We start from the raw sequence: 19598 nt of genomic DNA, 5'->3' as shown, positions 1-19598 counted from the left end.
CTCTCCCACAGGGAGAGGGAACAATTACACCCTCTCCCCTGGGGAGAGGGCTGGGGTGAGGGGCCCAGCGCGCAGAGAACTTACTTCAGCGTCCCCACCAGCGCCTTCCGGCTATCTTCCAGCGACACCACGCGTTTACACACGTCTTTGCCGAACTGCTGGAAATCATCTTCCTGGTTCTTCCACTCGTTCTGAATGGAGGTCTGCAGGCCGCCCAGACTGCCCAGCACGCCCTGCAGCGGGTTACCGCCGCCTTTCAGCACGGCTTTGGCCCCCATCTCGTTGATGCTGTCCTGCAGAATACCGCCCATCGCCTGATTCACCAGCTGCTGTCCGTCAGCACGAACCTGATCAATCGCCTTGTAGTGGAACGTCAGGCCGTCGGAGCGGGTCTCGATAATGCGGTTCATCTGCTCTTTAAGCTGTTTGTCGAGCCTGGTCAGGCGGGTGCGCATGTTGCTGCTCTCACCCACCTCTTTAGTGATGATCTTATCCAGCGCGACGCGGCTCTTTTCGACACGCGTCAGCGCGCCGTCGTTAATCCACGGCAGCGCGGTACGCAAATCGGCCTGATAGTCTTTCGCCTGCTCGCGCTGGGCGGCGGTCAGGTTCTGTGGTTTACCGTTAAAGGTGACGTTCCCTTCCGGCGTAATCACCAGATTGCCGTTCTCGCCTTTGACCTGCACGGTTTGCGGGCTTAACACCACGTCATCACGCGGGGTGACGCTACATTGATAATCCGCATGGGCGGTGAATCCGGTTGCCATCAAGGCAACAGCCAGCAACGTTTTGCGCATCTTTAACACTCCCTCAGACAAAATGGGCCAGCTAATGCTGGCCCGCTTACTGCTTTATTAGTCCCACCAAACGTCGAAAAGTTCGCTGACGCGGACATCTTCCAGCTTGTGGTCCTCAAGCCATTTGCGAACCAGCGCCTGATGTTCTTCGGTGCACTTACCGACTTCCTGGGTGCAGATCAGACCTTCCCATGCCAGGTAGCCGCTACCGTCGAAGGCCAGCTTGTTTGGCTCGATCACCTCGTTGATGAACGCATCCACGTCCTGATCGATCTGTTCTACACTGGTGCCTTCCGGGAAACGCCACGCGACGGAGAAGCCCACTTCCTGGAATTCTTCGATGTGCATCTTTTTACGCAGACGACGGCTACGATTCTTTGCCATTATTTCACCCTCTCGAACATTAAGTCCCATACACCGTGACCAAGACGATGGCCACGCTGTTCAAATTTCGTTACCGGACGCGATTCCGGACGCGGTACATAGTCGTTGCTCGCAGACTGGTTTTTGTACCCGTCCAGCGACGACATCACTTCCAGCATATGTTCCGCATACGGTTCCCAGTCGGTCGCCATGTGGAAGACGCCGCCCAGCTTCAGCTTACTTTTCACCAGCTCGGCAAACGGCGCCTGAACGATACGGCGTTTATTATGACGTGCTTTGTGCCACGGGTCAGGGAAAAAGAGCTGAACCATGTTCAAAGAATTGTCAGGAATCATTTTGTGCAGCACTTCCACCGCGTCGTGACACATCACGCGCAGGTTCTCAACGCCCTCTTCATGAGCCGTTGCGAGACAGGCCCCCACGCCCGGCGAGTGCACTTCAATGCCGAGGAAGTTCTGCTCCGGGCGGGCTTTTGCCATGGTCACCAGCGAGGTGCCCATACCAAAACCGATCTCCAGCGTGACGGGCGCGTCACGGCCAAACAGCTCAGTAAAGTCCAGAGGCTGCTCGCTAAACTCAACGCCCATCACCGGCCAGTAGTTGTCCAGCGCGTGTTGCTGCCCTTTTGTCAGGCGGCCCTGACGGCGGACAAAGCTGCGAATACGGCGCAGCGGGCGGCCGTTTTCATCAAATTCCGGTGAAATGACGTCGTTTTTCATAAAAGAGTTGTCTGCTTGTGAGAGTGTTCGGGAAACGGGCATTATCCAAAGTTAAGGCTTCTATGCAAGCATGGGAAAGATCCGGTTTACAGCAGATTGACGCTGTGCTGCAATCTGCGTCCCTGATTATGCGAATCGATGACCATGCAAGCCTCTCAATTTTCAGCCCAGGTGCTGGACTGGTACGACAAATACGGGCGTAAAACCCTGCCCTGGCAAATTGAAAAAACGCCGTACAAAGTATGGCTCTCCGAGGTGATGTTGCAACAAACGCAGGTCGCCACGGTGATCCCTTACTTTGAGCGTTTTATGGCGCGGTTCCCGACGGTGACCGATCTGGCCAACGCGCCGTTAGATGAGGTGCTGCACCTGTGGACCGGTCTCGGCTACTACGCCCGTGCGCGTAACCTCCACAAGGCTGCACAGCAGGTCGCGACGCGCCACAACGGTAAATTCCCGGAAACCTTTGACGAAGTGGCGGACTTACCCGGCGTCGGGCGTTCAACCGCAGGCGCCATTCTCTCCCTTTCTTTGGGCAAACATTTCCCGATCCTCGACGGCAACGTGAAGCGCGTGCTCGCGCGCTGCTATGCCGTCGACGGCTGGCCGGGGAAGAAGGACGTTGAGAAACGTCTTTGGGAAATAAGTGAAGCGGTCACCCCGGCGAAAGGCGTCGAGCGTTTCAACCAGGCGATGATGGATCTCGGCGCGATGGTCTGCACGCGTTCCAAACCGAAATGCGAACTCTGCCCGGTTAACAACCTCTGCGTGGCGTATGCCAACCATTCGTGGGCGCAGTATCCGGGTAAAAAACCCAAACAGACACTGCCGGAGCGTACCGGCTATATGCTGCTGATGCAGCACGGCGACGAGGTGTTCCTTGCCCAGCGTCCGCCGAGCGGCCTGTGGGGTGGTCTATACTGCTTCCCACAGTTTGAAGATGAAGCCTCGCTTCGGGAATGGCTTGAACAGCGCGGCATAGCGGCAGATACCCTGACGCAACTCAACGCGTTCCGCCACACCTTCAGCCATTTCCACCTGGATATTGTGCCGATGTGGCTTCCCGTGTCCTCATTCACCTCGTGCATGGATGAAGGCACCGCTCTCTGGTATAACTTAGCGCAACCGCCATCAGTCGGGCTGGCGGCTCCCGTGGAGCGCCTGTTACAGCAATTACGTGTCGGTGCAATGGTTTAGCATCGGCAACACAAAGAGGAATGAGTATGGCCAGAACCATTTTTTGTACTTTCCTGCAGCGCGACGCTGAAGGCCAGGATTTCCAGCTTTATCCGGGCGAGCTGGGTAAGCGTATCTACAACGAGATCTCCAAAGAAGCCTGGGGACAGTGGCAGAAAAAGCAGACCATGCTGATCAACGAGAAAAAACTCAGCATGATGAACCCGGAACACCGCAAGCTGCTGGAGCAGGAGATGGTGAGCTTCCTGTTCGAAGGTAAAGACGTGCACATCGAAGGCTATACGCCGCCGGAAAAATAACAGCGTGCGGGGGAAACCCCGCCGTTAAAGCAAACACAACACGCACTCCCGGAATGATGAAAAAACTTTTAGCGCTAGCCCTTGTTGCGCCGTTGCTGGTCTCTTGTTCTTCCAAAAAAGGCGATGATTACAACGAAGCCTGGGTTAAGGACACCAACGGTTTTGACATTTTGATGGGGCAGTTTGCCCACAACATCGAGAACATATGGGGATTTAACGAAGTTCTTATTGCCGGACCGAAGGACTACGTTAAGTACACCGACGCCTATCTGACCCGTAGCCACATCAACTTTGATGAGGGTACGATCACCATTGAGACCATCGCAGGCACCGACCCTGCGGCACGACTGCGTCAGGCGATTATCAAAACCTTGCTGATGGGTGACGATCCGGGATCTATCGATCTCTACTCCGATGCGGACGACATCACCATCTCAAAAGAGCCGTTCCTGTACGGTCAGGTTGTCGACCAGACCGGACAGCCGATCCGCTGGGAAGGTCGCGCCACGAAATTTGCCGACTACCTGCTGCAGACGCGCCTGAAAAGCCGCTCTAATGGCCTGAAAATTATCTACAGCGTCACCATTAACCTTGTGCCGAACCACCTCGACAAGCGTGCGCATAAGTACCTCGGCATGGTGCGTCAGGCCTCGCGTAAGTATGGCGTGGATGAGTCGCTGATCCTGGCGATTATGCAGACCGAATCCTCGTTTAACCCGTACGCGGTTAGCCGTTCTGACGCGCTGGGGCTGATGCAGGTTGTCCAGCACAGCGCCGGTAAGGACGTGTTCCGCTCACAGGGGAAATCCGGCACGCCGAGCCGCAGCTACCTGTTCGACCCGCAGAGCAACATTGATACCGGTACCGCCTATCTGGCGATGCTGAACAATGTCTATCTCGGTGGGATTGATAACCCGACCTCACGCCGCTACGCGGTAATCACTGCCTATAACGGCGGCGCGGGCAGCGTGCTGCGCGTGTTCTCGAGTGACAAAGTGCAGGCAGCGAACATCATCAACAGCATGGCGCCGGGGGATGTCTACTCAACCCTCACCACCCGCCACCCGTCTGCGGAATCCCGCCGGTACCTGTATAAGGTGAATACGGCGCAGAAAAACTATCGTCGTCGATAATCAACACACCTTCTCCTGTAAGGAGAAGGTGTTCTGCTTTCCCTCTCCCCGTGGGAGAGGGTCAGGGTGAGGGCATCAGGCCGCACTCACTCACCCCACCCATACGAAAATGTTATTTGCATCACAATCCAAACTGCAAATTAATGTGGATTGCATTTTTTTGCGGGAGGTAACAAAACATATCGTTGCCAACTGATAGAATTGCATCAAATAACAACCCTGAATGTTCCAAAAACAACATATCTCCCGCTCACTTGTGAGGAAAGTAACATGAACCTTAAGCTGCAGCTTAAAATATTGTCGTTTCTGCAGTTCTGCCTGTGGGGTAGCTGGCTGACTACACTCGGCTCCTATATGTTTGTGACGCTCAAGTTCGATGGTGCGTCAATCGGTGCCGTCTACAGCTCGCTGGGTATTGCGGCTGTCTTTATGCCAACGCTGCTCGGTATCGTGGCGGATAAGTGGTTAAGCGCGAAATGGCTGTACATGCTTTGCCATCTGGTGGGTGCGGGGACGCTGTTTATGGCGGCCGAAGTGACCACGCCGGGGGCGATGTTTATGGTGATCCTGCTTAACTCGCTGGCCTATATGCCAACGCTTGGGCTGATCAACACCATCTCCTACTACCGCCTGAAATCTGCCGGACTGGATATCGTCACCGATTTCCCGCCTATCCGCATCTGGGGCACCATCGGCTTTATCATGGCGATGTGGGGCGTGAGCTTCGCGGGCTTCGAACTGAGCCATATGCAGCTGTACATCGGCGCGGCGCTCTCCGTACTGCTGGCGCTGTTCACCCTGACGCTGCCAACCATTCCGGTGTCTAACCAGCAGAAAAACCAGAGCTGGAGCACCATGCTCGGCCTGGACGCGTTCGCGCTGTTCAAAAACAAGCGCATGGCGATCTTCTTTATCTTCTCCATGCTGCTGGGCGCGGAACTGCAAATCACCAACATGTTCGGCAACACCTTCCTGCACAGCTTCGATAACGATCCGCTGTTTGCCGGCAGCTTTATCGTTGAGCACGCGTCGGTGATGATGTCCATCTCGCAGATCTCCGAGACGCTGTTCATCCTGACCATCCCGTTCTTCCTGAGCCGCTACGGTATCAAGAACGTCATGCTGATCAGTATCGCCGCCTGGATGCTGCGCTTCGGCCTGTTCGCCTACGGCGACCCGAGCGCGTTCGGCACCGTGCTGCTGGTGCTGTCGATGATTGTTTACGGCTGCGCCTTCGACTTCTTCAACATCTCCGGTTCGGTGTTTGTAGAAAAAGAGGTGAAGCCTGAAATCCGCGCCAGCGCGCAGGGTATGTTCCTGATGATGACCAACGGCTTCGGCTGTATCCTGGGCGGCGTGGTGAGCGGTAAAGTGGTTGAGATGTACACCACCAACGGCATCACCAACTGGCAGCCGGTGTGGCTGATCTTCGCCGCATACTCGCTGGTGCTGTTCTTCGCGTTTATCGTACTGTTCAAGTACAAGCATGTTCGCACCGCGCACGGTACGCAGCCGATAGCGCATTAATTGTTGTGCCCGGTGGCGGCTTCGCCTTACCGGGCCTACAAAAGCACGAGAGCAGGCCGGGTAAGCGTTAGCGCCACCCGGCTATTTTATTCCAGACAGCACCCACCCCACCGACAGCAAATCCGCGCTGCCGCCCGGGCTCAGGTTGCGTTCAATCAATGCCTTATCCATCTTAAGCAACGCCTCGCGATCCCAGCCGTTAGCCAGCAGCTCCCGCGCGTAGTCCTGAACGTAGCGCAGCCCTTCAATGCCGCCGCGCGACACCAGATTACTGTCCTGATTGACCGCCATCAGGCGCAACAGCAGGCCGTGAAGCGAATGCCCGTTCCACTGCGCCAGCGCCTTACGCACCGTCGCGAAGCCGCTCTCCGCCTCGCCGCGCGCGCCAGTGAGACCGTACAGCTGAAACTGCCGCTCGCCCGCCGTTGCCTGCCCGCTGCGCGCGGCCAGCTCCCGCGACACCAGCCCGCGGCAGATGTTACTCACTTCACAGCAGAGACTGTCTGCCGAGACGTTTTTCACACGCCCGGCGGCGAAGCACAGTAAACCCAGAGCAAAAATCCCGCCCTTGTGCGTGTTCACGCCGTTCGTCGCGGCGTACATCGCCTGCTCGCAGGCCATCCCCATCGGGCGGATAATCCGTAGCTGCTCGCCAACAGGTTTATCCGCATGCGCGTTGCCTAACTCGGCAAAGCGCGAAAACCAGGGCGTAATCGCCGCGATGCTGCGGACAAACAGCGCGTGGTCCATATCGCGATGGGAACCGCTGTTAAGCGTGTCCACCAGCCCCGGCTTGGGCGTCAGCTCCAGCTCCTGCCACAGCGCCGCTTCGGCAAGCGCGGGCACATCAATCGGACGCGGTTTAGTCGCGAGCAAACCAGTCATCGATCATCTTCTCCACGCGGGAAACCACCTGCTCAACGGGATGATTGCGCGAACGCGAACAGGCGTGGGCGGGCTCGTCGCAGATCAGGCAGCGCCTGAGATTCGCCCCCAGCGACTCGCGCCCGACGTGGCCGTGCTGCGGACAGATGACGTCCAAATCCCACAGTCTGCCGAGCGGGTGCGTCTGCTCCAGATCCGCACAGTGCGCTTTGATTTCCGCCGCAGGATGGGCTACGCACCAGATGGCCTCTGGACCGGTGGGCAGCCACAGCACCTGACGGTCCAGCACCTGCCAGCGTTTTTCCCACAGCAGCTGGTCGCACATCTGCAGCGCCACGCCCATGGTATTGCGATAGCGCAGGCTGTCCTTAATTTCCCCGGGCGTGACCAGCGTGAGGGAGATCACCGGTTGTTGATAGTGCGTGAGCATGTCAGCCTGGCGCGCTGCTCGGCGCTCTTTCGCCGCCAGCAGCGCGTCCAGGCTGACACCCACCCGCACGGGTGTCGCAATGGTCATATTCACTCCTTTACCTGTCGAACAGTGTCGATCACGCTGCCGTCGCGGTAGCGGATCACCCCGACGATTTTGTCGGTAAATTCAATCGGTTTCGGTACGCCGGTCAAGGAAATTGCCCGCTCGTAAAGCGCGTTGATGTCCACAACCTTTAGCCCGGCATCCTGCAGCCGCTCGCGGATCTCCGGGCGCGCCGGGTTGACCGCAATGCCGTGGTCGGTGACCAGCACGTCGATGCTTTCGCCCGGCGTAAGGCGCGTGGTAACGCGTTTCACCACCGTTGGAATGCGGCTGCGCAGCAGCGGCGCAACGACGATGGTCAGGTTCGCCGCGGCGGCCACGTCGCAGTGCCCGCCGGACGCGCCGCGCATCACCCCATCGGAGCCGGTAATGACGTTAACGTTGAAATCGATGTCGATTTCCAGCGCGCTGAGGATCACCACGTCGAGCTGGTCGCAGCTTGCCGCCTTGCTGCCGGGGTTGGCATAGACGTTGGTGGAGATCTCCACGTGGTTCGGGTTGCGCGCCAGAGAGGCCGCCGCCTGACCGTCAAAGCACTGGGTGTCGAGCAGCTTTTCGATGAGCCCTTTCTCGTGCAGATCCACCAGGCTGCCGGTGATGCCGCCGAGCGCAAAGCGCGCCGTCACGCCGCTGCGCTCCATCTTCTCTTCCATAAAGCGGGTACAGGCGGTGGCCGCCGCGCCGGAGCCGGTCTGCATCGAGAAACCCGGTTTGAAGTAGCCGGAGTGTTCAATCACGTCCGCCGCATAGCGGGCAATCATCAGCTCGCGCGGGTTGCTGGTGACGCGCGCCGCGCCGACGCTTATTTTCGCCGGGTCGCCCACGCTTTCAACCTGCACGATATAGTCCACCTGGTCCTGCACCAGGCTGGCGGGCATATTGGGGAACGGCACCAGCTCTTCGGTCAGCAGCACCACCTTGCGGGCAAAGTGCGCGTCCACCATCGCGTAACCCAGGGAACCGCAGCACGATTTGCCGTGCGTGCCGTTGGCGTTGCCAAACTCATCGCTGCACGGCACGCCGAGAAACGCCACGTCGATATTCAGCTCGCCGTCCTGGAGCAGCTTCACGCGCCCGCCGTGGGAGTGAATTTGCACCGGCTCGTCCATCAGCCCGTGGGAGATGGCGTCCGCCAGCCTGCCGCGCATGCCCGAGGTGTAAATCCGGGTGATGACGCCGCTTTCAATATGCTCGATCAGCGCGTCGTTGCAGGTCATCAGCGAGCTGGAGGCCAGGGTCAGATTTTTGAAGCCCATCCGCGCCAGCAGCGCCACGACGGTGTTGATCACCCGGTCGCCTTCGCGAAACGCATGATGGAAGGAGATGGTCATCCCGTCCTGCAGGCCGCAGCGCTTAACCGCTTCTTCAATAGAAGCGCACAGTTTGCGGCTGTGCTTCGCTTCGCTGTCCGCCAGCCACGGCGTGGCGCTGTGGGCGGTATCAAAGGGCTTCAGGTCCCGCAGATGGGGAAAATTCACGTGGAGAAGTTCTGTCTGATTCATTCTGTCATCCTTACCGACGCACGCCGGAGGCCGCCGCGCGCTCCAGCACCACCTGCGCGTGGTTAATAATCGGTGCATCCACCATTTTGCCGTTGAGCGACACCACGCCCAGGCCGTTGCGCTCACCCTCTTCTGCCGCTTCAATGACCCTTTTGGCGTGATCCACCTCATCCTGCGTCGGGGCGTAGGCGTTGTGCAGCAGGTCAATCTGGCGCGGGTTAATCAGCGATTTGCCGTTGAAGCCCATCTTGCGGATCAGATCGACCTCGCGCAGGAACCCGGCCTCGTCGTTAACGTCTGACCACACCACGTCGAAGGCGTCGATGCCCGCCGCGCGGGCGGCGTGTAGCACGGCGCAGCGGGCGTAGAACAGCTCGGTGCCGTCGCCGCGCTCGGTCTGCATGTCCATCACGTAGTCAAAGGCGGCCAGCGCAATGCCGATGAGGCGCACAGAGCTGCGGGCAATCGCCACGGCGTTGATGACGCCGATGGCCGACTCAATCGCCGCCATCACGCGGGTGGAGCCGACCTCCCGGCCGCACGCCTGCTCGATACGCTCAAGGTGGCCTTCCAGCTCGTAGATGTCGTCGGGGGTGTCGGTTTTCGGCAGGCGGATCACATCCACGCCCGCGCGCACGGCGGCTTCCAGATCCAGCAGGCCAAACGGCGTGCTGAGCGGGTTAATGCGCACCACGGTTTCGATATCCTGATACATCGGATGCTGCAGCGCGTGGAACACCAGCATGCGCGCGGTATCCTTCTCGCGCAGGGCGACGGCGTCCTCAAGGTCAAACATGATGGAGTCTGGACGGTAGATAAACGCGGTTGAAAGCATGGCGGCGTTGGCGCCCGGCAGGAACAACATACTGCGGCGGAGTTTGCTCATTTCAGCGCCCCCCAGTTAATGGCCTGTTCATCGGCAGCGCGCAGAAGCGCGCTCTGCAGGCGGGCGCGGATCACACAGTCCAGCGCGCCTTTGTCTTCAATAATGATAAGTCCCTGGTGCACGTTCATGGCGCGCAGCGTGTCGTTGACCACCTGGCGAATCTGCTCGCCAAACTGCTTAATCACTTCACTGTGGATGACAATCTCCAGCTCATTGTGAGCGGGGGCGATTTTCACCATCAGGTCGCTGGACTCCTGCGTTCCGGCCAGCGCCTCCCTTACAATTTTCATGATAAATTCCTGATAGTTATGCGACTTCCGCACTCGCACGGTAATGCGTTTCGAGGTGCGCGAAGGTGGAGTCCGGGACAATTTCCCTGATCCGGGAAAACTGCTGTGTCTTCAGTAAGCGGCGCACTTCCGACGCGGATATGGCGTTGCCGGTGGCCTTGATGCGCGGCATTTCCACCACCTCGATATGCGAGGCCAGCAGGTCGTGCAGCGTCTGGTTGTACTGGCGTGTGATGTCGCAGAACGGCTCCGAGCCGATGAAGCGGTGCGTGATGCCGAGTGCCGGGGCAATGAAGTCCCGGAAGATCAGCACGTCGATCTCGCTCCACGCATGCTGCACTTTCCCGGTCTCCTTCAGGAAGTAGGCCGGAAAGGTGGCGCGGGAGATGATGTACTGCGAGCCTTCATGCACCACCACGTTCGGCAGATGCGCCACGCCCGCGCGCACCATCTCAAGACGCGCGCTGAACGGGAAGAAGGACGCGTCTTCACGCACCACGAACAGATGAAGGGCATCGCACCGCTGCGCCGCCTGCTCCACCAGATGGCGGTGTCCAAGGGTGAACGGATTGGCGTTCATCACTATCGCACCAATGTTCTCCCCGCACTTTTGCTTCGCGCGCAGGGAGCGGCAGTAGCGCTCGATCCCCTGCGGGGTGTTTTCCATCAGCACCGCGTTGTTGCCGCTCTGGGCAATCGGCCAGAAGCCGCTGCGGGCAAAGCGCTCCCGGTTGCACGGCCGGGTGCAGAGGAAGAGGTGAAAATGGCCGCGCTCCAGCGCCGCATTTTCTACCTCCGCCAGCAGCCGCGCGCTGAGGTTCTCGCCGCGAAGCTGCTCGTTGACCGCCACGCACTTGATGACGTTGGCGGCAAGCCCTGCGCAACCCACCAGCTGCGCACCGGACCAGGCTTCGACAAACAGCGTGATGTCGTTGTCCAGGCCGAGGCCGCTGTCTGCCAGCAGGTAGCGGATCTGGCTTAAGCGTTCCGGATGTTTCGCCACCAGCGTGTGGCGAAAATCGATGGGTTGACTGTTCATGCCGCCTTTCTCAGTGTGCTGCCGCAAGCCCGACGGCTGGCGCTTCCACAATCACGTTGCTCAGATGACCGATATGCTCGATCTCCACCTCAATGCGATCCCCCTCTTTCATAAACAGCGGCGGGTTACGCTTTTTACCCACGCCGCCCGGGGATCCGGTGATGATCACGTCGCCCGGGCTTAAGCGGGTGAAGGTGCTGATGTACTCGATCAGCTCCGCGACCTTATGGATCATGCTGCTGGTGTTGTCTTCCTGCACCATGCGGCCGTTCAGCCAGGTGCGGATCGCCAGCTGGTGCGGGTCAGGAATTTCATCCGCCGTCGCCATCCACGGGCCGAACGCGCCGGTCTGGCGCCAGTTTTTCCCGGCGGTGAACCAGGTGTGCTGCCAGTCGCGGGCGGAGCCATCCATGTAACAGCTGTAACCCGCCACGTGGCGCAGGGCATCGTCGCGGCTGATGTTCTCCCCGCCTTTGCCGATGATCACCGCCAGCTCGCCTTCGTAGTCGAATTCGCTGGAATGGCGCGGCTTCAGCACCGGCTCGTTGTGGCCAGTCTGTGAATCCGGGAAGCGGACAAACAGCGTCGGGGCCGGGTTGTGCTGGTCAAACTCCTTGCGCTTGTCGGCATAGTTCATGCCCACGCAGAGGATTTTTTCCGGCTGTACAATCACCGGTAAGAAGGTGATGGCGCTCATCGGCACGTCCACCGCGTCGTTCAGGTAACGGGTGGCCAGCGCCAGCCCGTTGCCCTGCAGCAACGCCTTGAGGTCGCCGTAGCGGTCGCCCAGACGGCGGCCTAAATCAATTACGCCGTCGGCCTGGACGATGCCGTAGCTGCGTTTTCCCTGGTATAAAAAGCTTGCGAGTTTCATTGTTCTTTCCTGAATACTTAAACGAGGAAGTTGCCCAGAATCAGCAGTGAAATAGAGACGTTAATCGCCCCGCCGATTCGGGTTGCAATCTGGGCGAACGGCATCAGGCTCATGCGGTTGCCTGCGGTCAGGATCGCCACGTCGCCGGTACCGCCCTGCCCGCTCTGGCAGCAGGAGACGATGGCGACGTCAATCGGGTGCATACCAATCTTTTTGCCGACGAAGAAGCCGGTCGCCACCAGCGCGGAGACGGTGCTGACGATCACCAGCAGGTTACTGACGGTGAACGCCGCCACGAGTTCATGCCACGGGGTGATGGCCACGCCAACGGCGAAGAGAATCGGGTAGGTCACGGAGGTCTGGAAGAATTTGTACACTACCTGCGAGCCTTCCAGCAGGCGCGGAGAGGCGCCGTTGCAGAGCTTCACCAGCACCGCCATAAACAGCATGCCGACCGGGGCAGGCAGGCCAATCAGCTTGTGGCCGAGCATGCCCAGCATGTAGAGCAGCACCGCCAGCAGCGCGCCGGAGGCGATGGTGGTGACGTCCGCTTTACCGGAAAACGCAGGCTGAGAGACGGTGGCATCGGCATTCGCGCGGTTAGGCATCAGCTGGCCTTCACCGGTCAGGTGCGGGTAGCGTTTACCAATCTGGTTCAGGCAGCCGGAGATGATGATTGCCGTCAGACCGCCGAGCATCACCATCGGCAGCACGCGGCCGAGCGCCACGCCCTGATCCATGTGCAGCAGGGTGGCATAGCCGATGGAAAGCGGAATTGCCCCTTCCCCGACGCCGCCCGCCATGATCGGCAGAATGATAAAGAAGAAGATCTGGAACGGCTCAAGACCCAGCGCCAGGCCGACGCCCATCCCCACCAGCATGCCGACGATTTCACCGCACAGCATCGGGAAGAAGATGCGCAGGAAGCCCTGAATCAGCACCGTGCGGTTCATGCTCATGATGCTGCCGACGATAATGCAGCAGATATAGAGGTAGAGAATGTTGGTGGATTTGTAGAACTTAGTGGTGGACTCGACCACCACGTCCGGCAGCAGTCCATAATAGACCAGCGCGGAAGGGATAAAGGTGGCGCAAATCGCCGCCGCGCCGAGCTTGCCGACAACCGGCAGGCGTTTGCCAAACTCGCCGCAGGCAAAGCCGAAGAAGGCCAGCGTGGCCACCATCACCACGATATCGCTCGGCAGTTTTCCGCCCAGGCAATCAATCGCAATCAGCGCGCCCGCCAGTACGAACAGCGGCAGAGGAATAATCCCGATTTTCCAGGTATCCATAATATGCCACCAGCGCTCTTTGAGCGAAGGCCGCTGAATTTCAATCGGGTCGTGGGTAACAGAGAAAGAATCGTCAGTTGTGCTCATAATAAGCCCCTTAGTTATTTTGTGCGTTCAGCTTAGAGTCACAAAGGCTTACTTTATGTGAGGGATGGCATATTAAAAGCGAAGTTTTAATGGCAGCTATGGTTTTAATGGTTTCTTTTATTTAATGTGATTTACGCCTTATTTATTATCGTGGTTTTTATGGTTTCTTTTCTGAATTGAACAAGCAAATAACATTTAACTTAGCGGCATGAAGTACGCAAGCCTTCAGGACAAATCATTTACAGCCCCTGCTGTGCAAGGGATCACAAGTTTCCCGCAAAGCGGACATCCGCATGAAAAAAGATGATATATTGACGATCTTTGCCGCTACTTTGCGTGATAGTTATGAAAGTCTCTTTCCAGATTAAGCTGTTTATTTCGCTGGTTGCCTTTTTCTCAGTGCTTTTTGCGCTGCTGGGCGGATATTATTATGCCGATGTCGGAAAACAGCTATATCAGGAAATGAGCGCGCGCGCCAAAATACAGGCGGAAGAGATTGCGCTTATTCCGTCATTGCGCACTGAAGTTGAACAAAAAGATATCAACGCCATTCACGATTTTATGCAGAAAATGGCCGCGCACAGCGACGCCAGCTTTATTGTCATTGGCGATAATACGGGACGGCATCTTTTTCACTCCGTCTTTGCCGACAGGGTGGGCACGACGCTGGTCGGGGGAGATAACGAAGAGGTCCTGCACGGAAAAAGTACCACCACTATCCGCAAGGGCGGCTTAGGCATTTCGCTGCGCAGCAAAGCGCCCATTTTCAACGATGCCGGGCAGGTGGTTGGCATTGTTTCAGTGGGCTATCTCACCAGCTACCTGGACACCATTACCGTCAGTAAAGTGGTCAATATCCTGATTGCCGCCGTGCTGCTGCTGATCGCCCTGTTTATCTTCTCCTGGTTCTTCACCCGCAGTATTAAGAAGCAGATCTTCTCTCTGGAACCGCGCGAGATCGGCCTGCTGGTGCGCCAGCAGAAGGCGATGATGGAGTCCATCTACGAAGGGGTGATCGCCATCGACGACGATCTGCGCATTGAGGTGATCAACCAGGCGGCGCGTAAATTATTGGGATTAAGCCAGCCTGCTCGCGAACTTCGGGGGCAGCTGATAAGCCAGGTGATCGATCCGGTGCCGTTCTTCACTCCCCAGACCATGCTGGCGAAAGATACCCACGATGAGATCTGCCGCTTTAACGACCTCACCGTAATTGCCAGCCGGGTGCGGATCATGCTGGAAAATTCGCTCCAGGGCTGGGTGATCACCTTCCGCGATCGCAACGAGATCGACTCGCTCAGCGCTCAGCTCAGCCAGGTTAAGCGCTATGTCGATAACCTGCGCATCATGCGCCACGAGCAGTTGAACCGGATGACGACGCTGTCTGGCCTGCTGCATATGGGCCGCTATGAAGAGGCCATTCGCTACATTCAGGCGCAGTCGGAGCATGCTCAGGAGCTGCTGGACTTTATCTCCTCCCGCTTCAGCTCCCCGACCCTGTGCGGCCTGCTGCTCGGGAAAGCCGCCCGCGCGCGGGAGAAAGGCGTCGAGCTGAGTTTCGACCCGGCCTGTCGGCTGGACAAACCGTTCCTGGCGCTGGGGGAGCAAGAGCTGATTTCAATAATTGGCAACCTGCTGGATAACGCCATCGAAGCGACACAGCGGTCACCGCTTCCCCATGCGCCGGTAGAAGTGCTGATAAAACTCAGCGAACAGGAGCTGATTATTGAGGTGGCCGACCAGGGCGTTGGCATTACACCGGCGATCCGTGACCGGATCTTTGAACGCGGCATCACCACCAAAACGCGCGGCGATCACGGGATCGGCCTGTATCTGATCGAAAGCTACGTTACGCAGGCTGGCGGCACAATAGAAGTTGCCGATAACACGCCGCACGGAGCCATTTTCTCACTGTTTATCCCGGCCTCAGGAACCGTCCGGCAACTGGAAGATACCGACTATGCAACATGAACTTATCGACGTACTGATTGTTGAAGACGAGAACGAACTGGCACAGCTGCACGCGGAGCTGATAAGCAAACATCCGCGCCTGCGGCTGGTCGGGATTGCCTCGTCGCTGGCTGACGCGCAGGTTCAGCTTGAGAGTAAACAGCCGCAGCTGATGCTGCTGGACAACTATCTGCCGGACGGCAAAGGCATCACCCTTATCAGCAACCCGATGCTGACCCGCGCCAACTGCTCGGTGATTTTCATCACCGCCGCCAGCGATATGGACACCTGCAGCCAGGCGATCCGTAACGGTGCGTTTGACTATATCCTCAAGCCGGTCTCCTGGAAGCGGCTCAGCCAGTCGCTGGAGCGGTTCGTGCAGTTTGCCGAACAGCAGCGGGTCTGGAAGATTGTCGACCAGCAGAACGTAGATTCCCTTTATCTACTGCAGGCAAAAAATTACCGCCAGGATAACGGCAGCAAAGGCATTGAGGAGAATACGCTGGCGCGGGTGCAGACGCTGTTCAACGACAAGGCGACGCACTGCTTCACCGTGGATGAAGTGGTGAGCGAAACGGGATTGAGTAAAACCACCACCCGGCGCTATCTGGAACACTGCGTAGAGGCGGGTTTTCTGACGGTGGAGATGCTGTACGGCAAGATTGGGCATCCGAGGAGGATGTACAAGCGTAGTGCGGTTTGATGTAATTCTCCCCCTCACCCTAACCCTCTCCCCGGAGGGGAGAGGGCCGGGGTGAGGGGCAACGACCCACACTACTTCAACACATACCCATACAGCCGCTTAATCCCGTCGGCATCCTTTTCACTGTACACGCCCTGCAATTCCGGCGAGAAGCCCGGCAGCATATTAATGCCCTCTTCCAGCGCCAGGAAATAGCGCTGTACTGCTCCACCCCAGACTTCCCCGGGCACCACGCACAGCACGCCCGGCGGGTATGGCAGCGCACCTTCGGCGGCAATGCGTCCTTCGGCGTCACGAATACGCACCAGTTCGACGTTCCCGCGAATGTACTCCTGGTTGGCATCCTGCGGGTTCATCACCACGGCAGGCAGACTCTCCTGACGGAACATCGCCTTCTGTAAATCCTTCACGTTAAAGCTGACGTAGAGATCGTGCATCTCCTGACACAGCTGGCGAATCGTATAATCACGATAGCGTACCGGGTATTTCTGGTAGATGGTCGGCAGCACGTCGGCCAGCGGCGTATCGTCTTCAATATGCTGCTCAAACTGCCCCAGCATCGCCACCAGCTGCGCCAGCTTCTCACTACTTTCGGCAGGCGTCAGCAGGAACAGGATCGAATTGAGGTCACATTTCTCCGGCACGATGCCGTTTTCGCGCAGGTAGTGCGCCAGAATCGTCGCCGGGATGCCGAAATCCGTGTACTCCCCCGTTTCAGCATCGATGCCCGGCGTGGTCAGCAGCAGCTTGCACGGGTCGACAAAATACTGCTCGCGGGCATAGCCCTCAAACCCGTGCCATTTGGCCCCCGGCTCGAAGCTGAAGAAGCGAAGCTCGCTGGCAATGGCGTGCGTCGGATGATCCTGCCACGGCCGCCCCGCCACCACTGGTGGGATAAACGGTTTGATCATATGACAGTTGGCAATGATTGCCTTACGCGCCTCAATGCCCAGCTCGACGCACTCCGCCCACAGCCTGCGTCCGCTCTCCCCTTCGTGGATCTTGGCGTTCACGTCCAGCGCCGCGAACAGCGGATAAAACGGGCTGGTGGAGGCGTGCAGCATAAACGCGTTGTTCAGCCGCTTGTGCGGGCAGAAACGCGCCTGGCCGCGGATGTGATTATCCTTTTTATGGATCTGCGAGGTTTGCGAGAACCCGGCCTGCTGTTTGTGCACCGACTGGGTCACGAAAATACCCGGATCGTTCTCGTTCAGCTCCAGCAAGAGCGGGGACGTTTCCGCCATCATCGGGATAAACTGCTCGTAGCCCACCCAGGCGGAGTCAAAGAGGATGTAGTCACACAGATGGCCGATCTTGTCGATCACCTGGCGGGCGTTGTAGATCGTCCCGTCGTAGGTGCCAAGCTGAATGATCGCCAGGCGGAACGGTCGCGCCTCGTCGGTCTTTTCCGGCGCCACCTCGCGGATCAGTTCGCGCAGATACGCATCGTCAAAGCAGTGCTCGTCGATCCCGCCGATAAAGCCAAACGGGTTACGCGCCGCTTCAAGATAAACCGGGGTGGCGCCTGCCTGGATCAGCGCCCCGTGGTGGTTAGATTTATGGTTGTTGCGGTCGAACAGCACCAGGTCGCCGCGCGTCAGCAGCGCGTTGGTCACCACCTTGTTGGCCGCCGACGTGCCGTTCAGCACAAAGTAGGTTTTGTCCGCGTTGAACACTTTCGCCGCGAACTTTTGCGCGTGCTTGGCGGAGCCTTCGTGGATCAGCAGATCGCCCAGCTTAACGTCGGCATTGCACATGTCGGCGCGAAACACGTTCTCACCAAAGAAATCATAGAACTGTCGCCCTGCCGGGTGTTTTTTGAAAAATGCCCCGTGCTGGTGGCCCGGACAGGCGAAGGTGCTGTTGCCCATCTCCACATACTGGCTCAGGGTGTCGAAAAAAGGCGGCAGCAGATCCTCTTCGTAACGGCAGGCGGCGCTCTCCAGTTCGAGGAACTCCTGAGCTTTGCCCGAGATAACCGCGGTGGCACCGTCAGGCACATCCGCTGGATCCTGAGAGAAAATAAACACCGGCAAATGAAAGCCCGTACGCTTTAGCAACGTAAGAATACCGCTGCGACTTTCGGCTATTGTGATGACGACTGCCGCCACATCGGTAAAATCAGTGCTGTCCAGCGTCACCTTTTCGCGGTGCGTAGAGACAATGGAGAGCAGCTCGCGGCTGACGGCAATTTTCATGGTTTTCATAGACGCAGTTACCCTCACCGAACGGTGAGACAGGGAGGAGAAAATTCGCGCAATAATGTCACCTTTTATTTTGAGGTGCAAGAAGGAATCAGTATGCACGAAACCACCCAAAGCTAAGCCCCGCGCAGCCTTGACGTGCCATAATAATGCAATATCAATGAGTAAATAACAGGAGTTCACCGTGGTTATCGGGCCATTTATTAACGCCGGAGCCGTATTACTGGGCGGCGTACTGGGCGCAGTGTTGAGTCAGCGGCTGCCGGAGCGTATTCGCTCATCCATGCCCTCTATATTCGGCCTGGCATCGTTAGGTATCGGCATCCTTTTGGTTATCAAATGCGCCAACCTGCCCGTGATGGTGCTGGCCACCCTGCTCGGCGCGCTGATTGGCGAGTTTTGCTATCTGGAAAAAGGCATCAATAGCGCGGTAGGTAAAGCCAAAAACCTGATCGCCCGGCCGGGCAAGGCGAAGCACGGCACGCACGAGTCGTTTATTCAAAACTACGTTGCCATCATCATTCTGTTCTGCGCCAGCGGCACCGGGATTTTCGGTTCGATGCAGGAAGGGATGACGGGCGACCCGAGCATATTGATTGCGAAAGCGTTTCTTGATTTCTTCACCGCCACCATTTTCGCCACCACGCTCGGCATTGCCGTTGCCGCGATTTGCGTGCCGATGCTACTGATTCAGCTCGCGCTCGCCACCTGCGCCACGTTGATTCTCCCGCTGACCACGCCGGCGATGATGGCAGACTTTACCGCCGTCGGCGGCCTGCTGCTGCTGGCGACCGGGTTGCGCATCTGCGGGATCAAAATGTTTGCCGTGGTGAATATGCTGCCCGCGCTGCTGCTCGCCATGCCGCTCTCCGCGCTCTGGACGCACTTTTTCGCTTAAGGATGCGGCGAAATGGCGAGAGATTGCGCAGTCTGTAACGAAAACAACATTTTTCGTTGACGGCAACGGGCAGATCGGGTTTAATGCGCCCCGTTGCCCGGATAGCTCAGTCGGTAGAGCAGGGGATTGAAAATCCCCGTGTCCTTGGTTCGATTCCGAGTCCGGGCACCAATATTCATAAGGCCTCGCTGCAAAGCGGGGCTTTTTCCTTTCTTGGCTACGGTAGATTTCTGGTCGTTGCAACACGTTATTTTTTTGCTGGATTTCTCGCCATTTTCGCAGATGTTCGTTACTTTTAGACACCTCAACACCCTCTGATGTGCCTCTTCCTTACCCCACTGCTACGGTCTTTCTACGGTCCTCTACGGTTCCTTTCTCTAAGATTATTCATAATGAA

19 protein-coding genes and 1 tRNA gene are annotated in these 19598 nt (G+C 57.9%); 8 read left to right on the top strand and 12 right to left on the bottom strand.

From position 1 onward, the window contains the following. Positions 1 to 80: 80 nt before the first annotated feature. From D5066_RS20620 to trmB, 3 genes are read right to left on the bottom strand one after another with little or no spacing between them, the layout of a single operon-like run. Complete coding sequence (locus tag D5066_RS20620; protein WP_080330040.1) at positions 81 to 797, bottom strand: YggN family protein; 717 nt, start codon at positions 795 to 797, stop codon at positions 81 to 83. A 57-nt stretch (positions 798 to 854) separates the two neighbouring features. Beyond that, positions 855 to 1181 carry a YggL family protein gene (locus D5066_RS20615; protein ID WP_003862421.1) on the bottom strand — a complete coding sequence of 109 codons (327 nt, stop codon included), beginning with the start codon at positions 1179 to 1181 and terminating at the stop codon, positions 855 to 857. Next, the gene (gene trmB, locus D5066_RS20610) at positions 1181 to 1900 is read right to left on the bottom strand and encodes a tRNA (guanosine(46)-N7)-methyltransferase TrmB (protein ID WP_080330039.1); all 720 of its coding nucleotides are present in this window, start codon (positions 1898 to 1900) and stop codon (positions 1181 to 1183) included. The genes D5066_RS20615 and trmB overlap by 1 nt, the downstream gene beginning before the upstream one ends. A 144-nt stretch (positions 1901 to 2044) precedes the next feature. Between trmB and mutY the strand changes: the two genes are divergently transcribed. The 4 genes from mutY to D5066_RS20590 all read left to right on the top strand — a co-directional run bounded on the left by mutY (position 2045) and on the right by D5066_RS20590 (position 6056). Further along, positions 2045 to 3097: an A/G-specific adenine glycosylase gene (gene mutY / locus D5066_RS20605; protein ID WP_208861693.1), complete on the top strand. Its 1053-nt coding sequence runs from the start codon at positions 2045 to 2047 to the stop codon at positions 3095 to 3097. A gap of 26 nt (positions 3098 to 3123) precedes the next feature. Beyond that, complete coding sequence (locus D5066_RS20600; RefSeq protein ID WP_008499765.1) at positions 3124 to 3396, top strand: oxidative damage protection protein; 273 nt, start codon at positions 3124 to 3126, stop codon at positions 3394 to 3396. Positions 3397 to 3452: 56 nt separating this feature from the next. After that, a complete protein-coding gene (gene mltC / locus D5066_RS20595) occupies positions 3453 to 4529 on the top strand; it encodes a membrane-bound lytic murein transglycosylase MltC (RefSeq protein ID WP_119917078.1) in 1077 nt (358 codons plus the stop codon). Between the two features lie 270 nt (positions 4530 to 4799). Further along, the gene (locus tag D5066_RS20590; protein ID WP_080330036.1) at positions 4800 to 6056 is read left to right on the top strand and encodes a nucleoside permease; all 1257 of its coding nucleotides are present in this window, start codon (positions 4800 to 4802) and stop codon (positions 6054 to 6056) included. 81 nt (positions 6057 to 6137) lie between these two features. On the opposite strand, the gene citG is transcribed toward D5066_RS20590, so the two are convergent. Genes citG through D5066_RS20550 form a run of 8 tightly spaced genes read right to left on the bottom strand, consistent with a single transcriptional unit; the run spans position 6138 to position 13446 of the window. Then, complete coding sequence (gene citG, locus D5066_RS20585; protein ID WP_119917077.1) at positions 6138 to 6941, bottom strand: triphosphoribosyl-dephospho-CoA synthase CitG; 804 nt, start codon at positions 6939 to 6941, stop codon at positions 6138 to 6140. Continuing rightward, on the bottom strand, positions 6919 to 7458 hold the full coding sequence (citX, locus tag D5066_RS20580; protein WP_119917076.1) for a citrate lyase holo-[acyl-carrier protein] synthase: 540 nt from the start codon (positions 7456 to 7458) through the stop codon (positions 6919 to 6921). Before citX ends, citG begins: the two co-directional genes overlap by 23 nt. 2 nt (positions 7459 to 7460) lie before the next feature. Continuing rightward, positions 7461 to 8978, bottom strand: a complete 1518-nt coding sequence (gene citF, locus D5066_RS20575) for a citrate lyase subunit alpha (RefSeq protein ID WP_119917075.1) — start codon at positions 8976 to 8978, stop codon at positions 7461 to 7463. Between the two features lie 10 nt (positions 8979 to 8988). Further along, positions 8989 to 9864, bottom strand: a complete 876-nt coding sequence (citE, locus tag D5066_RS20570; RefSeq protein WP_080330032.1) for a citrate (pro-3S)-lyase subunit beta — start codon at positions 9862 to 9864, stop codon at positions 8989 to 8991. Next, positions 9861 to 10154 (bottom strand): citrate lyase acyl carrier protein, encoded by a 294-nt coding sequence (citD, locus tag D5066_RS20565; protein ID WP_080330031.1) that lies wholly within the window; start codon positions 10152 to 10154, stop codon positions 9861 to 9863. The genes citE and citD overlap by 4 nt, the downstream gene beginning before the upstream one ends. A gap of 16 nt (positions 10155 to 10170) precedes the next feature. Continuing rightward, positions 10171 to 11193, bottom strand: coding sequence for a [citrate (pro-3S)-lyase] ligase (gene citC / locus D5066_RS20560; RefSeq protein WP_119917074.1), 1023 nt, complete (start codon positions 11191 to 11193; stop codon positions 10171 to 10173). 10 nt (positions 11194 to 11203) lie between these two features. After that, on the bottom strand, positions 11204 to 12067 hold the full coding sequence (locus D5066_RS20555; RefSeq protein WP_061097091.1) for a fumarylacetoacetate hydrolase family protein: 864 nt from the start codon (positions 12065 to 12067) through the stop codon (positions 11204 to 11206). Between the two features lie 17 nt (positions 12068 to 12084). Then, a complete protein-coding gene (locus D5066_RS20550; RefSeq protein WP_119917073.1) occupies positions 12085 to 13446 on the bottom strand; it encodes a 2-hydroxycarboxylate transporter family protein in 1362 nt (453 codons plus the stop codon). Between the two features lie 345 nt (positions 13447 to 13791). On the opposite strand from D5066_RS20550, the gene D5066_RS20545 reads away from it, so the two are divergent. Continuing rightward, positions 13792 to 15417: an ATP-binding protein gene (locus D5066_RS20545; protein WP_119917072.1), complete on the top strand. Its 1626-nt coding sequence runs from the start codon at positions 13792 to 13794 to the stop codon at positions 15415 to 15417. Then, a complete protein-coding gene (locus D5066_RS20540; RefSeq protein WP_119917071.1) occupies positions 15407 to 16099 on the top strand; it encodes a response regulator in 693 nt (230 codons plus the stop codon). The genes D5066_RS20545 and D5066_RS20540 overlap by 11 nt, the downstream gene beginning before the upstream one ends. Before the next feature lie 71 nt (positions 16100 to 16170). On the opposite strand, the gene D5066_RS20535 is transcribed toward D5066_RS20540, so the two are convergent. After that, complete coding sequence (locus tag D5066_RS20535; protein ID WP_119917070.1) at positions 16171 to 18306, bottom strand: ornithine decarboxylase; 2136 nt, start codon at positions 18304 to 18306, stop codon at positions 16171 to 16173. Positions 18307 to 18487: 181 nt separating this feature from the next. Here D5066_RS20535 and D5066_RS20530 point away from each other — a divergent pair, with 181 nt between their 5' ends. Together D5066_RS20530 and D5066_RS20525 are read left to right on the top strand one after the other, a co-directional pair. Further along, entirely contained in the window at positions 18488 to 19201 is a 714-nt protein-coding gene (locus D5066_RS20530) for a DUF554 domain-containing protein (protein WP_045260780.1), read from the top strand. A gap of 95 nt (positions 19202 to 19296) precedes the next feature. Next, a tRNA-Phe gene (locus D5066_RS20525) sits at positions 19297 to 19372 on the top strand. Positions 19373 to 19598 lie beyond the last annotated feature (226 nt).

This window comes from Enterobacter chuandaensis (assembly GCF_003594915.1).
GTDB lineage: Bacteria > Pseudomonadota > Gammaproteobacteria > Enterobacterales > Enterobacteriaceae > Enterobacter > Enterobacter chuandaensis.
This window is presented reverse-complemented; position numbering and strand designations above follow the sequence as displayed.